12 protein-coding genes are annotated in these 14,899 nt (G+C 64.0%); 9 read left to right on the forward strand and 3 right to left on the reverse strand.

Annotation, left to right across the window (positions count from 1 at the left end; translation table 11 throughout):
* Nucleotides 1-8: 8 nt before the first annotated feature.
* Nucleotides 9-1,313 (reverse strand): citrate:proton symporter, encoded by a 1,305-nt coding sequence (locus tag U5A52_RS37350; RefSeq protein ID WP_321916299.1) that lies wholly within the window; start codon nt 1,311-1,313, stop codon nt 9-11.
* Between the two features lie 98 nt (nt 1,314-1,411).
* Between U5A52_RS37350 and U5A52_RS37355 the strand changes: the two genes are divergently transcribed.
* Nucleotides 1,412-2,308 carry a LysR family transcriptional regulator gene (locus tag U5A52_RS37355; protein WP_321916301.1) on the forward strand — a complete coding sequence of 299 codons (897 nt, stop codon included), beginning with the start codon at nt 1,412-1,414 and terminating at the stop codon, nt 2,306-2,308.
* A gap of 42 nt (nt 2,309-2,350) precedes the next feature.
* Here U5A52_RS37355 and U5A52_RS37360 read toward each other — a convergent pair whose 3' ends face one another.
* Nucleotides 2,351-3,655, reverse strand: a complete 1,305-nt coding sequence (locus U5A52_RS37360; RefSeq protein ID WP_321939081.1) for an MFS transporter — start codon at nt 3,653-3,655, stop codon at nt 2,351-2,353.
* A gap of 375 nt (nt 3,656-4,030) precedes the next feature.
* Here U5A52_RS37360 and U5A52_RS37365 point away from each other — a divergent pair, with 375 nt between their 5' ends.
* The 4 genes from U5A52_RS37365 (at nt 4,031) to pruA (ending at nt 9,119) form a co-directional block, all read left to right on the forward strand.
* Nucleotides 4,031-5,185 (forward strand): porin, encoded by a 1,155-nt coding sequence (locus U5A52_RS37365; protein WP_321939083.1) that lies wholly within the window; start codon nt 4,031-4,033, stop codon nt 5,183-5,185.
* Nucleotides 5,186-5,360: 175 nt separating this feature from the next.
* The gene (locus tag U5A52_RS37370; protein ID WP_321916306.1) at nt 5,361-6,218 is read left to right on the forward strand and encodes an N-formylglutamate amidohydrolase; all 858 of its coding nucleotides are present in this window, start codon (nt 5,361-5,363) and stop codon (nt 6,216-6,218) included.
* 75 nt (nt 6,219-6,293) lie between these two features.
* Complete coding sequence (locus U5A52_RS37375; protein WP_321916307.1) at nt 6,294-7,295, forward strand: LysR family transcriptional regulator; 1,002 nt, start codon at nt 6,294-6,296, stop codon at nt 7,293-7,295.
* A gap of 213 nt (nt 7,296-7,508) precedes the next feature.
* Nucleotides 7,509-9,119, forward strand: a complete 1,611-nt coding sequence (pruA, locus tag U5A52_RS37380) for an L-glutamate gamma-semialdehyde dehydrogenase (RefSeq protein WP_321939085.1) — start codon at nt 7,509-7,511, stop codon at nt 9,117-9,119.
* Nucleotides 9,120-9,199: 80 nt separating this feature from the next.
* Here the strand turns inward: pruA and U5A52_RS37385 are convergent, their stop codons facing one another.
* Nucleotides 9,200-10,876, reverse strand: a complete 1,677-nt coding sequence (locus U5A52_RS37385; RefSeq protein WP_321939086.1) for an electron transfer flavoprotein-ubiquinone oxidoreductase — start codon at nt 10,874-10,876, stop codon at nt 9,200-9,202.
* Between the two features lie 463 nt (nt 10,877-11,339).
* Here U5A52_RS37385 and U5A52_RS37390 point away from each other — a divergent pair, with 463 nt between their 5' ends.
* From U5A52_RS37390 to U5A52_RS37405, 4 genes are read left to right on the forward strand one after another with little or no spacing between them, the layout of a single operon-like run.
* Entirely contained in the window at nt 11,340-12,527 is a 1,188-nt protein-coding gene (locus tag U5A52_RS37390) for an FAD-binding oxidoreductase (protein ID WP_321916312.1), read from the forward strand.
* Nucleotides 12,524-13,132: a HutD family protein gene (locus tag U5A52_RS37395; protein WP_321939087.1), complete on the forward strand. Its 609-nt coding sequence runs from the start codon at nt 12,524-12,526 to the stop codon at nt 13,130-13,132. The genes U5A52_RS37390 and U5A52_RS37395 overlap by 4 nt, the downstream gene beginning before the upstream one ends.
* A gap of 33 nt (nt 13,133-13,165) precedes the next feature.
* Nucleotides 13,166-13,915, forward strand: coding sequence for an electron transfer flavoprotein subunit beta/FixA family protein (locus U5A52_RS37400; RefSeq protein WP_321916316.1), 750 nt, complete (start codon nt 13,166-13,168; stop codon nt 13,913-13,915).
* A complete protein-coding gene (locus U5A52_RS37405) occupies nt 13,916-14,845 on the forward strand; it encodes an electron transfer flavoprotein subunit alpha/FixB family protein (protein WP_321916317.1) in 930 nt (309 codons plus the stop codon). It begins immediately after the preceding gene.
* The last annotated feature ends 54 nt before the right edge of the window (nt 14,846-14,899 follow it).

The raw sequence follows: 14,899 nt of genomic DNA on the forward strand, positions 1-14,899 counted from the left end.
ACTCCTGTTTACAACGCAAACACACCCAGCACGACGCACGCGATCGTCATGACGATCGATGCGCCAAATAGCAGCGGGAACGTGAACTTCTGATGATCGGCGAGATCGATGCCGCACAGGCCGACGACCAGAAACGTCGCGGGCGTGAGCGGACTCACGGGAAAACCGGTAGTCATCTGGCCGAGCAGCGCGGCCTGGCCGATGTGCACCGCCGGCACGCCCAGCTGCGACGCGACTTCGGCGATAACCGGTAGCACGCCGAAATAAAACGAATCGGGGTCGAACAGCATCGAGAGCGGCATCGACAGCACGCCGAGCGCAACCGGAATCTGCCCCGCAAACGATGGCGGCACGAAGCCGACCGCCGCTTGCGCCATCGCCTTGAGCATGCCGCTGCCCTGCATGATGCCGGTAAACACGCCGGCTGCAAGCAGGATGCCCGCCATCATCAGCGCGGCGCGCGCATGGGCGTCGATGCGCTTTCGCTGCATGTCGACGTTCGGGTAATTCACCATCAGCGCGATGCACAGGCCCACCATGAACATGATCGCGGGCGGAATCTTCTCGCCCATCACGACCATCGTGCCGAGCACGATGATCGTCAGCACGATGTTGAACCAGAAGTTCTGCGGGCGGCGCAGCGCTTGCTCCTCGGGCGTGAGTTCGCGTTTTGGCACCGGCACAGCGCCGTTCGCAGACGAATAACCGAGGCGCTTCTCCTCGCGCCAGCCGAGCCACCAGGCCATGCTGAACACGAATACGAGGCCGATTGCCTGCACCGGAATCAGCGGGTTGAACAGCGCGGAAATAGGCAGATGCAGCGACGCCGATGCGCGGATCATCGGCCCCGTCCATGGCAGGAAGTTGATGCCCGCCGCCATCGAAACGGCCGCCGCGAGCACGCGCTTGTCCATATTCAGGCGCTCGTACAGCGGCAGCATCGCGGGGATCGTGACGAGAAAGCACACGGCGCCCGAGCCGTCGAGGTGTATGAGCAGCGCGAGCAGTGTCGTGCCCACCACGATACGCGTCGGCTTGGTGCCGACCGTGCGCAGGATGCGGTCGATGATCGGATCGAGCGTGCCCGCGTCCGTAATCGTGCCGAAATAGAGAATCGCGAACACGAACATGCCGACGACGGGCGCGAGGCTCTTCAATCCGTCGACAACGAATTTGCTCGTCTGCAAGCCGAATCCGCCAATCAGCGACGCGGCGATCGGCACGATGATGAGCGCGACGAGCGGCGACATGCGTTTTGAAAGAATCGCGGCCAGCAACACCACGATCGTCACGAGCCCCAGCAAAGGCAGCATGTTGTGTCTCCAGTCTTGTCTTTTAGTGCGGACCAGCGTAAGTTCGGCGGTGCAATAACGCAATTGAAATGAATTGATCGCAGCAATCACAGTTTGTTATGGATCTCAATCTCCGCGACATTCGAGCTTTCGTGACCGTGGCGCACGCGGGCAACTTCACGCGCGCGGCGGCCCGGCTGCATTTGTCGCAGCCCGCGCTGACCGTGCAGATTCGGCGTCTGGAAGAAACCGTGGGCGCGCGACTGTTCGATCGCAACAGCCGCAGCGTCGCACTGACGCAAACGGGACGCGAATTGCTGCCTATCCTGACGCGGTCGCTCAGTGACATGGAGCAGGCCCTGCGGGACGCGCGCGCCCTCGGCGACGGTTCGAGCGGCACGGTGCGGCTCGCGTGTCTGCCGACCTTCGCGGCCAGCGCGCTCCCCGAACTCATTCAGGCGTTTCGTCTACGCGTGCCACAGGCGCGCTTTCAGGTTCGCGATGTCGTCGCGAGCGCCGTCAACGCACTTGTGCGCAATGAAGAGGTCGATATTGGCCTGACGGGCGGCCACAGCGTCGATGCGACGCTCGATGTTCTGCAGACGGGCGAGGACCGGCTCGTGATCGTGTGTCCGAAGACCCACCCGCTTGCCCGCAAGCGCACGGTGACGGTGGACGACTTCGCTTCGATGCCGCTCGTGCTGACCGCGCCGGGAACCAGCGTGCGCGCGGTGGTGGATGCCGCGCTGTCGAACTCGCGTTGCACGCCCGATATCGCGTGCGAGCCGATGTACATGATGACCGCCGTTGCGATGGTGCGCGGCGGCCTGGGGATTTCGGTTCTACCGGAATCGGCGCGTGAAGTGCATGCCGAGCGCGGCCTCGTCACTAGGCCGATTGACGATCCGGCATTCGTGCGCCCGATCGCGCTCGTCAAGAAGCGCGGCCGCACGCTGCCTCGCGTGACGGAGGACTTTGTGAGCACAGTCGATCTTGGCGGCGAGAGGCCGGGCTGAGCGCAAATTGTCGCTTTGCGGTGGGCACCGCCCTAAGTTCACTTAGCGCATTGTTTTGCGACTGCCTTTCGCCGCCCACGCCAGTACCAGGCACGAAAATGCATTGAAAGCGAAAAGGCCCTTCGCGCCCAGCACGGTCATGAACATGGATGCGATGGCAGGCCCTGTCATGCCGCCCAATGAGAACAGCACCAGCAACAGCGAAGAGATCGCCACACGCAATTGCGGATCGATACGGTCATTGGTGTCGCCCGCGACAAGTCCATACTGCGTGAACGTCACCGCGACATACGCAATGGCGCCAATCCAGAGAAACGCACCTTCGTGAAGTACGACGAGCGCCACGCTCAGCGCCGCCGATAGCAACGCTATCCGGAACACGAGCACACGCCGCGCATAACGGTCGGAAAGCCGCCCTATCGGCCGCTGCGTAAACAACGCGCCGAGTAGACAGACGCCCATGAATAGCGAAAGATTGGTCGTGGCGAAGCCGGAACGCACAAGAAAGACGGGCATCAACGAAAAAAAGCTGCTGTAGAGAAACCCCGCGAGAATGCAGCCCGGCACCGCAAGCGACGTCGCACGGGTCAACGCTCGCAGGACCTCGATCCAGCTATGCCCGCGCAACGGTTCAATCGCGCCGCTATTCGCCGTCCTGGGCCAGCCCGACAGCAACGCCACAGGAATGATCGCCGCTGAGAAAAGTCCAGAGGCAAGCGCAAATCCGGTTGTAGCGCCCGGGCTGCCGATATTCAGCAATAATTGCCCCGCGCACAGCGAGAAATAGTTGACGGTGGAGTAGGTGCCGAATATGCGCCCTCTATTGGCATTCGACGCCGTGCCCTGAATCCAGCTTTCGATAGACGAAAACAGGCCCATGAAAGCGAAGCCGGTCGCGAGACGAATCAACGCGAGCGTCGGTGCCGAGTCGAACGCTCCGAACGCTTGCGTGAGAATCGCGGCCAACGCGGCGAAGGCGATAAAGACCCGATGCTGGCCAAACCGGTCGATTAAACGTCGCGCGGTAAATGCGCCGAGCAAAAAGCCAAGGTAGTAGCACGACTGGATGAGTCCCACCATGAGCGTGGATTCGCCGTGGCGCACGAGACGCAGCGGAATCAGCGTCTGGAACAGCCCATTGCCGAGAATCAGAAAGCCCGCGCCGAGCAGCAGTCCCGCAAGGGTTCGGTATTCGCTGGGGGTTTGCGAGGCAGCGGCCGGAGCGGCCGGTAGTGGCGCGGCGTGACCGGGCGTGTCAAGAGGAAGGTTCGATTCCGCGCTGCCCGTGCGATCGTCTGGCGGTTCTTGCAGCAATAGCGTGCTGGCGTCACCTTGTGCTTCTCTCATTCTTACCGTCCGTAAAGCAGATGCGCAGGGCGCACGTCCCTCGATCAATGACGCCACGATTCGTTCAAGCGAAGCACGGCCGCGGCGTGTATCGCCAGAGTCGGTCAGCGTCATCCAGAATGCGGCCGCACGCGAAATCAATCACGAAACGTGATAAAGAAATTAACGGCCCGTGATGCTCACGCGCGCGAGCACGAGAGCCGAAGATCGCCCGTCATTGCATGCTGTCACGCGAATATCACCCCCTCTTATTATCTGAATAAGATCCGCCGATCGTTTCGCGGCCGATTTTTTTGACCTACCTACTCTGCGAGCGCATGGCGTCGCCAACGGCTTCGCCGGCTTCGTTCTTCTTTCAACCGCAGAGACCTTCACATGCAAAAACACCTTCTTGCAGCGGCTATTGCGCTCGCATTCGCTAGCGCTGCGCACGCCCAAAGCTCCGTCACGCTATATGGATTGATCGATGTCGGCGTCCTCTATGCCAACAATGCCGGCGGCCATAGCCAGTATCAGATGAGCAGCGGCAATATCCAGGGCAGCCGCTGGGGCTTGCGCGGCAACGAAGACCTGGGTGGCGGGCTCAAGGCGCTGTTCGTGCTCGAAAACGGTTTCAACGTGGCGACCGGCAAGCTTGGCCAGGGCGGCGACGAATTCGGACGCCAGGCCTACGTGGGACTGTCGTCGGCGAATCTCGGCACGATCACGCTCGGCCGCCAGTACGATTCGATCACTGACTTCACGTACATGTTCGAAGCGGCGAACGTGTGGTCGCCGTACTTTGGCGCGCATCCCGGCGACCTCGACAACCTGAACGGCACCAACCGCGTGAACAACGCGATCAAGTACAAGAGCCTCTCCTACGGCGGCTTCACGTTCGGCGGGCTTTACAGCCTAGGCGGCGTGGCGGGCGACTTCACCCGCAACCAGATCTGGTCGCTCGGCGCGAACTACACGCGCGGGCCTCTGGTGCTCGGCGTGTCGTACCTCAACGCCAGGGACCCGAACTACTCGTACTTCGGCAACAACTCGACCTCGAGCACCACGGCGTCGAACATGACGTCGAGCCGCGTCTACTCCGGTTATGCGTCGGCGAAAACGCAGCAGGTTATCGTCGCGGGCGCGCAATATACCTACGAAGCCGCGACCTTCGGCGTCACGTACAGCAACACGCAGTTCAAGGACATCGGCGCGCTCGCCGGGCTGCCTGCCACGGGAGCCGGCGGCGACGCGAAATTCCACAATGTCGAGGCGAACTTCCGCTATCAGCTCACGCCTGCGCTGCTGCTGGGCGCGGCTTACGACTACACCAAGGGCTATGGCGTGAACGGCGCGACATATCACCAGGGTGTGATGGGCGCCGATTACTTCCTCTCGAAGCGCACCGATTTGTACGTCGACGCGGTCTACCAGCACGCATCCGGCACCGATTCCACGGGGGAAAAGGCGGTCGCGAACATCAACTTCCTCACCGCTTCGACCACGCAAAACCAGGTCATGGCGATTGTCGGGATGCGGCACCGGTTCTAAAACGCGCGAACGCCGGCGTATTTGCGTAAGCGGTGCTTATGGTTAGGAAAAGAGCCGCTTAGGCACCGGCGTTTCGCAACGGGTTCGGCTACCTTAGGACAACGCGCGCCGCGCTCAAGGCCGGCGCGCCGCTGCCAGCGAAACACGCGCGCAAGCGAACCCGAGGGTATTGAACATGCAGAGCCTGGCTTTCGGGCACGTTTTTCGTGCCGATTCACCGCTTGTCATCGTCACGCCGCATAGCGGCAGCCGGATTCCGGGCGAGTTGCTGAGCAGCGCGTCATGGACCGCCATCGAGGGACGTATGGCCGATCCGGCGGGCCTCGCCCTCGAAGCCCTCGCCGCGAAGCGCGGCATCACGACGATCAGTGCGCGCTACCATCCTTGCGTCATCGACTTCAACGTGGCAACGGAAAGCCGTCCGCTATCGTTGCGCCTGAGCCGAAGCGGCCTGTGCCGCACGCACACTTCGCGCGGCGAGCCGCTCTACGACGACTCGCACCCGCCTTCCGAGCGCGAGGTCGAAGCCCGCGTCGAACAGTACTGGCGTCCCTTTCATGCGGCCGTGGCGGCGGAAATCGAACGCTTGCGCAGCCTTCACGCCAACGTGCTGCTGCTCGTTTCGCACGCGAGCTACTGGCTCTCGCCTTACCGCAACCAGAGCGGCGCGCTCGACTGCAACGTCGGCAGCAATCGCGGCCGTTCGTGCGACCGTCAACTCGTGTCCGCGCTCACCGATACGGTTGGCGAGCACGGCCGCTCGTGGGTCGTGAACGGCAAGGTCGCGGACGTGTTCGCGGCGCAGCACTACGGCGCGCCCGACGAGGGCATCCACGCCGTCGAAATGGAGATCGCGGGCCGCTGGCGGGCAGCGCTCGAATACGAGCGCGAGCAGGCAGAAGGCGCCGAAGCGGTTGCCACGCTCAGTGCGCTGCTCGATGCGCTCGAGGGCGCGCTCGCACGCTTTCCGCGCGCGCCAACGCTCGCGCCGTCGCACGCAACGTCAACCCACGCCGACCGGCTGCCAAAGTAACGGCAACGCGCGATTCCCTAATATTTACGCTCAGGCAACCGTGTTAGCATTCGTGCTGTCACGTTGCAGGCGACCATGAAAGAAAGCGCACCTGAACAGTATCCAGACTGGGATTTACTCGCAAGCTGGGTGGCCGTCGTCGAATCGGGTTCGATTTCAGACGCGGCAAGCCGCCTCGCGATCTCGCAAGCCGGCGTCTCACAACGCATCAAGGCGCTCGAAACCATCCTCGACACCACGTTGCTCGATCGCGCCACGCGCCCCGCGCGTCCTACCGCCGCCGGTCAACGCCTGTTCGAACATGCCACCGTGCTGCTGCAAGGCGCTGACCAGATGGTCGAAGCCGTGCGCAACGTCACGCGCGCCAAGCGCGTTGTCGTGCGTCTCGGATGCGTCGATTCGTTTGCGGCCACCATCGGCCCGATCATCATCAAGGCGCTCGCGGGCACGTCGCATCAAATCCGTTTGTGGTCGGGCATCACGCCCACGCTCGACGCGCAGCTCGAGGCGCGCCAGCTCGACATGGCCGTGACGACCACCGAGCTTTCGCAGGTGCCCGGCATTCGCCGCCAGAAGCTGTTTTCGGAGCCCTACGTGGTCGTGCTGCCGCGCAGCTTCGAAGTGGACCGCTTCACGACGCTCACGGAACTCAGCCGCCAGCTTCAACTCATCCGCTACAGCGCGCGTTCGGTCATCGGCCAACACGTCGATGCCTATCTCGCCGCCAACGCCGAAAACATCGAGCGCACCTGCGAATTCGACGCCACCGACCCGATGCTCAGTCTCGTGGCCGCCGGTCTCGGCTTCGCGGTGACCACGCCGCTGTGTCTGTGGCAGTCGCGCCATTACGTGCCCGATCTGCGCGTGGTCGCGCTTTCGTCGTTCTCGCGGCACGGCCGGGCTTACCAGGGCCTGAGCCGTTCGTTCTTTCTCGCCTCGCGCGAGAACGAACTCGGCCATCTGCCCGCCGATCTCTACGATCTGCTCAAGCGCGCGTTCGAGCGCCAGGTGTCACGCGACATCGCCAAAGCGCTCGCGCTCGCGCCCGAGGATGTCTGTATCGCCGACGAGCAATGATGCGCGCCGCGCGATGGCCGCATGTTCCGCCGCTTCCATAACCCTCGCCGATCCAAAGCATAAGTCGAGGTTTAGCAACGCGCGGTTTGCCGCCTTGCCACTAGTCTGGACACTGAGCTTCGCCTTCGGCGCAAAGCGGCGCGCGCGGCGTGCCGCTGCATGCGAACCGCTACGCCGGCGGCGTTTTCGAATCCCCTTCCCTTAGGAGCCAGTGTGATTTCAGGTCCTCAATTCCCGCAGCCCGCGAACGAACCCGAAGTGCATTTCGGCGCGGGCACGCAAGCGCAAGCGGAGTTGCGCCAGGCGCTCGAACAGCGCGACGTGGTCGAGATCCCCACCGTGATCGACGGCAAGCGCTACTTCTCGAACGACGTCGTCGAAGTGCGCGCACCGCACGACACGCAGCGCCTGCTCGCCCGCATCCACCGGCCCACTGAAGCCCAGGTCCAGGAAGCGATTGCGAGCAACAAACGCGTGGCGAAAGATTGGGCCCGACTCACGCACGCGAGCCGCGCAACGATCCTGCATCGCGCCGCCGAGATCATCGCCACGCGTTCGCGCATGAAGATCAACGCAGCGACCATGCTCGGCCAGAGCAAGACCGTGGAAGAGGCCGAGCCGGACAGCGCCTGCGAGTTGATCGATTTCCTGCGCTTCAACGCCTACAACGCACAACGCGTGTATGCGGAGCAGCCGATGTCGGTCGCAACCGCCGCGAACCGCGCCGACTGGCGTCCGCTCGAAGGTTTCGTCTACGCCGTCTCGCCGTTCAACTTCACGGCCATCGGCGGCAACCTGACCACGGCGCCCGCCATCATGGGCAATACCGTGCTGTGGAAGCCCTCGGAAAAGTCGGCGCTCGCCAATTACATCTTCTTCGAAGCGCTCGAAGAGGCGGGCCTGCCGCCGGGCGTGATCAACTTCGTGCCGGGCGAAGCCGAACTCACCACACGCGTGGCGTTGGCCTCGCCCGATCTCGCGGGTATTCATTTCACGGGCTCGTCGGCGGTGTTCCAGTCGCTCTGGAAGGGCGTGGCGTCCAAGGTCGACTCGTTCCGCACGATTCCGCGCCTCGTGGGCGAAACGGGCGGCAAGGACTTCGTGCTCGCGCATGCGTCGGCGCACCCGTCCGAAGTCGCCATCGCGCTGATTCGCGGTGCGTTCGGCTATCAAGGGCAAAAGTGCAGCGCCGCCTCGCGCGCTTATATTCCGCGCAGCCTGTGGTCCACCGTGCGCGAGGAATTGCGCGCGCGCCTTGCCGAGCTGAAAGTGGGCGACGTAGCCGACTTCAGCACGTTCATGGGCGCCGTGATTTCCGAAGCCTCGCATAACAAGCTGAGCCGCGTGCTGGCCGCGGCAAAGGACGACTCGGCTGTCACCTTCGTGAGCGGCGGCAAGACGTGGTCGGAACCCGGCTACTTTGTCGAGCCGACCGTGCTCGAAGTGAGCAATCCGAAGCACGCGCTGATGACCGAGGAACTGTTCGGGCCGATCCTCTCGGTGTATGTGTACGACGACAACGCATGGGACGACACGCTCACGCTGATCGACGCGACGAGCCCGTACGCCCTCACCGGCTCGATCTTCTGCACCGACCGCTTCGCGCTGCATCAGGCCGAGGACGTGCTCGTGAACGCCGCGGGCAACCTCTACCTCAACGACAAGCCGACTGGCGCGATGATCGGCCAGCAGCCGTTCGGCGGCGGCCGTGCGAGCGGCACGAACGACAAGGCCGGTTCGTATCTGAACCTGCTGCGCTGGGCCTCGCCGCGCGTCGTGAAGGAAACCTACCTGCCCACGCGCGAGTGGCGTTTCGGCGTGTAAGCGTCACGCGCGGTTCCTGCTCCCGGTGACAGCCGGGACGCATGAAAAAAGGGCTCATCGCGACGATGAGCCCTTTTGCTTTACATGTTCGGATAATTCGGTCCGCCGCCGCCTTCGGGCGTGACCCACACGATGTTTTGCGTCGGGTCCTTGATATCGCAGGTCTTGCAGTGAACGCAGTTCTGCGCATTAATGACTAGCGTGCGATCGCTCGCGCCTTCATCGCCCGTGAACTCGTAGACGCCCGCCGGGCAAAACCGCGCTTCAGGCCCCGCGTAGCGGTCGAGATTCACACGCACGGGCACGCTCGCATCCTTGAGCGTGAGATGAGCGGGCTGGTTCTCTTCGTGATTCGTATTCGAGAGAAACACCGAAGAAAGCCGGTCGAACGTGAGCTTGCCGTCGGGCTTCGGATAGGCGATCGGCTTGCACTGCGCTGCCGGCCGCAATGTTTCGTGATCCGAATGATGATGGTGAAGCGTCCATGGCACGCGTCCGCCCAGCACCTTTTGCTCGAGGCCGACCATCATGCTGCCGAGATAGAGGCCCTTGCTCATCCATTGCTTGAAATTGCGCGCACGATGCAGTTCTTCCTTGAGCCACGATTGCTCGAAGGCCTCGGGGTACGCCTCGAGCGTGTCGTTGCCACGCCCCGCTTGCAACGCGTCGAACGCCGCTTGCGCCGCCATCATGCCCGAGGCGATCGCCGCGTGGCTGCCCTTGATGCGTGAGGCGTTGAGCATGCCCGCCTCGCAACCCAGGAGCGCGCCGCCCGCGAACACGAGTTTGGGCATCGACATGAGGCCGCCCGCCGCAATGGCGCGCGCGCCATACGACAGACGCCGGCCGCCTTCGAGAAAGCGCCGGATCGCCGGATGCGTCTTGTAGCGCTGAAACTCCTCGAACGGTGACAAATACGGATTCGTGTACCCGAGCCCCACGACGAAACCCACCACCACCTGGTTGTCGTTCAGGTGATAGAGAAACGAGCCGCCGTAGGTGTCGCTTTCGAGCGGCCAGCCCGCGGTGTGTATCACGAGGCCCGGCTGATGCAAGGCCGGATCGATCTCCCAGAGTTCCTTGATGCCGAGCCCGTATACCTGCGGATCGGCGCCCTCGTCGAGTTTGAAACGGCCGATCAGCTCGCGGCCGAGATGGCCGCGCGCGCCTTCCGCGAATAGCGTATAGCGCGCGTGCAGTTCCATGCCCAGCTGGAAGTTCGCAGTCGGCTCGCCGTCCTTGCCGACGCCCATATTGCCCGTCGCCACACCCCGCACTTCGCCGTGCTCGCCGTAGAGCACTTCCGCCGCTGCGAAGCCCGCGAAGATCTCCACGCCCAGCGCTTCGGCCTGCTCCGCGAGCCAGCGTGTCACATTGCCGAGGCTCACGACATAGTTGCCGTGGTTCCTGAAGTTATCGGGCAGCAGCCAGTTGGGCACCGGCCTCGCGCCGCCTTCGGAAAGGAAGAGAAAACGGTCTTCGGTCACCGGTACGTCGAGCGGTGCACCGCGCTCCTTCCAGTCGGGAATCAGCTCGGAAAGCGCGCGCGGGTCCATGACCGCGCCCGAGAGCGTATGCGCGCCGATGGCCGAACCTTTCTCGAGCACGCACACGCTCACATCAGCGTTGCGTTCTTGCGCCATCTGCTTGAGGCGGATGGCGGCGGAAAGACCGGCCAGCCCTCCACCGACAATGACGACGTCATACTCCATCGATTCGCGCGGGCCAAACCGCGCTGCGAAGTTCTTCGTGTCCATTTCAACCGATATCTGACTGTGCGGGACGGCTGCGGCTCGCACACACATGCAAGGGCCGCAGCCTTGTGGAGTTCCCGGCACGCGCCGCGCGAAGCGGCACGACCGGCCTGAAACCCATCCTACGTTGCCGGATAGCGGTTGCCTGCGACATCACCGGCGCTTATGCAGCAATCAAGCCGGCGTTGGTCTTGCGATGGCGTGAATTCAATGCGGCGACGCGAGCGCGTCCAGTCGTGGTGATTCTGTGCGCGTCGCTGCGAATGCGACCGGGCCAGTCCCGCGTAAGGCAAGCGCCACCCAGAACCGCGCGGATAGCGCCCGAATACCGCGCGCACGGCCTGTGCGCGGCGGCAGTGCGACGCCCGCTTTTACTAAGCATCGATCCTGCTTATATTGGCGCGCCGCGGTTTATGGCGTCTCACACTTCGCCCCATACCCTTTGCTCAGGAAAGGACGCGAAACCGTGGACAAATATGATGTGGTCGTGATTGGCGCTGGCGTGATCGGCAGCTCCGTCGCATTTCAACTGGCGAAGCTCGGCGCGAAGAACGTGCTCGTGCTCGATCGCGGCACGATTGGCGCCGGGACGACCTCGCAGTCGTCCGGCATCTTGCGGACCCACTACTCCGTCAAGGAAAACGTGGAACTCGCGCTCAAGAGCTGGGAAGTCTTCAACAACTTCCCGGCCTATCTCGGCGACGAAGAAGCGTCCTGTGGACTCGTGAAGTGCGGCTACATGATCGTGGCGAGCGAAGGCGACAAGCTCGAGCCGCTGCGCGCGTCGCTCGATCAGCAAAAGGCCCAGGGCGTGCCGCTCGAATTGCTCGACGCGAAAACCGCGCATGAACTGCTGCCGATCGCCCGCTTCGACGACGCCGCGCTGATCGGCTACGAGCCCGAAGCCGGTTTCGCCGATGCGTATCTCGTCGCCACCAGCTTCGCGCGCGCCGCGCGCCGCGGCGGCGTGACGATCCGCGAGAACGTCGCGGTCAACAAGATCCTGTTCGAAGGCAACCGCGTGGTCGGCGTATCGACGAGCGCGGGCGACTTCGCAGCGGGCGTCGTCATCAGCACACAGAACATCTGGACGCCTGAACTTGCGGGCTGGACCGGCCGCAACCTGCCCGTGATGCCCGAACGCCACGCGGTGCTCGCGCTCGAATGCGACGCGGCGAAGTACACGTTCTCGATGCCGGTATTCAAGGACCTGGCCTCGCCCGGCATGCTCTATTACCGCAGCTACGGCGGCAGTCAGATGCTGGTGAGCGAAGGCATCGTGGGCGAAAAGCTCGCCGCCGCCGAAACCGAGCAAGGCGACATTCCGATGGACTACGTCGTCGAAGTCGGCGCGCAGGTGGCCGAGCGCTTTCCGGCCTACGAAACGGCGGGCATCGCGTCGTCGTGGACCGGCGTCTACGACGTCACGCCCGACTGGAATCCGGTGCTCGGCCGCCTGCCCGGCATCGAAGGCCTCGTGGTCGGCTACGGCTTCTCGGGCCACGGCTTCAAGCTTTCGCCGACGGTGGGCCGCGTACTCGCCCAGGAAGCGCTTGGTCTGCCGACCGATGTCTCGCTCGACCCGTATTCGATCGAGCGCTTCGAAACGGGCGCGCTGCTGACGGGCAAATACGGCCTTGGCGCCGTGTCGTGAGTCCGCGTGACCCTGTGCCGATGAACACCGTCAACGTGCGCGCGCTCGCCGCGCTGCCGCCCGAAGCGTGGCGCAACGGCGGCGGCGTGACACGCACGCTTGCCACGAACGCGAATGCAAACGCAGACGCAGACGCATGGCGCGTGAGCATCGCCGAAGTCGAGCGCGATGGCCCGTACTCGCGTTTTGCCGGCATGACGCGCGTGTCGTTCGTACTGCGCGGCGCAGGCGTCGTGCTGCGCGAAGGCGCGCTGGAAGTGTCGCTCACGCCGAACGAAGCCGTGGAATACACGGGCAACGCAGCGTGGGACGCGCGCCTCGTGGGCGGCGCAGTCACGGTGCTGAACGTGATGAGCGCGGCGCAAAAGTATCGCGTCGCGGTGCGCCCGCTCTGCGCGAGCGTGACTGTCGACGCCGGCGGCGTGGCGCTCGTGCTGGCGCTCGATGGCGCGTGCGATATCGGCGGCGGCTTAGCCGGACACACGCGCCTCGCATCGGGCGAATACGCCACGTTCGCCGACGTGCGCGCGCCGCTGGCCGTCGCGCCCGCCACGCCAGGCGCGCGCATCGTGCTCGTCACGTTATCGCCTGTCGCATCACCATGAACGAATATCGTTGAGTATTCCGAGGAAACCAGCATGAAAGTGATTACCGCAGTCAAGCGCGTCGTCGATTACAACGTGAAGGTCCGCGCGAAAGCGGACGGCAGCGGCGTCGATATCGGCAACGTCAAAATGTCGATGAATCCCTTCGACGAGATCGCCACCGAAGCGGCCACGCGCCTGAAGGAAGCGGGCCATGCCACGGAAGTCGTGGCCGTCTCGTGCGGCGTCGCGCAAAGCCAGGAAACGCTGCGCACCGCGCTCGCCATCGGCGCGGACCGCGGCATCCTCGTGGAAACCGCCGTGGAATTGCAGCCGCTTGCCGTCGCGAAGCTGCTGAAGGCCGTGATCGACAAAGAGCAGCCGCAACTGGTCATTCTAGGCAAGCAGGCCATCGACGACGACGCGGGTCAAACGGGCCAGCTGCTCGCCGCCCTGCTCGACTGGCCGCAGGCGACGTTCGCGAGCGCGATCGAAATCGGCGATGGCACGGCCACCGTCACGCGCGAAGTGGACGGCGGTCTCGAAGTCGTCTCGCTGCGCCTGCCCGCCATCGTGACGACCGATCTGCGCCTTAACGAGCCGCGCTACGTCACGCTGCCCAACATCATGAAGGCGAAGAAAAAGCCGATCGACACGCTCACGCCCGAGCAACTCAACGTCGATCCCGCACCGCGCCTGAAAACGCTCAAGGTCGTCGAGCCGCCCGTGCGCAAAGCCGGCGTGATCGTGCCAGATGTGGCCACGCTCGTCGAAAAACTGAAATCCGAAGCGAAGGTGATCTGAATGACAACTCTCGTAATCGCCGAACATGGCGAAGGTCAACTGAAGCCCGCGACGCTGCACACGATCGCCGCCGCGCAACAGATCGGCAACGGCGTGCACGTGCTCGTGACGGGTCATGCCGCGAGCGCCGTGGCGCAAGCCGCGAGCCGTGTGGCGGGCGTCGACAAGGTCGTGCTGATCGATGCGCCGCATCTCGCCGATGCCCTCGCGGAGAATGTGGCGGCGCAGGTCCTGGCGCTGGCTGCCGACTACTCCCATCTGCTCTTCCCCGCCACCGCGTTCGGCAAGAACGTCGCCCCGCGCGTGGCCGCGAAGCTCGACGCCTCGCAAATCTCCGACGTGATCGCCATCGACGCGCCGGACACGTTCCAGCGCCCGATCTACGCCGGTAACGCCATCGCCACCGTGCAATCCAGCGACGCCGTGAAGGTCGCGACGATCCGCACGACCGCATTCGAAGCGGCGCAGCCGGAAGGCGGCAGCGCGTCGATCGCCGAAGCGCCGGCCGTGCCCGATCGCGGCCTCTCGTCGTTCATTCGCCGCGAGATCGCGGCAAGCGACCGGCCCGACCTCACCTCGGCGCGTGTGGTGGTGTCCGGCGGTCGCGGCCTTGGCAGCGCTGAAGATTTCGCGCGCCTCGATCCGCTCGCCGAAAAGCTGGGCGCCGCGATCGGCGCGTCGCGCGCCGCCGTCGATTCGGGCTATGCGCCGAATGATTTGCAAGTCGGGCAAACCGGCAAGATCGTGGCGCCGGAACTCTATGTTGCAGTCGGCATTTCCGGTGCGATCCAGCATCTCGCGGGCATGAAGGACTCGAAGGTGATCGTGGCAATCAATAAGGACGCCGATGCTCCGATCTTCGGCGTGGCCGATTACGGTCTCGTTGCCGATCTGTTCGAGGCGGTGCCCGCCTTCGCTCAAGCGCTGTAATGCTGCGCGGCGTTCGCGCCGCGCTACTTGCCTGTTCCTGTCTCAATCCTCACG

The organism is Paraburkholderia sp. J8-2 (assembly GCF_905220195.1).
Taxonomy (GTDB): Bacteria; Pseudomonadota; Gammaproteobacteria; order Burkholderiales; family Burkholderiaceae; genus Paraburkholderia.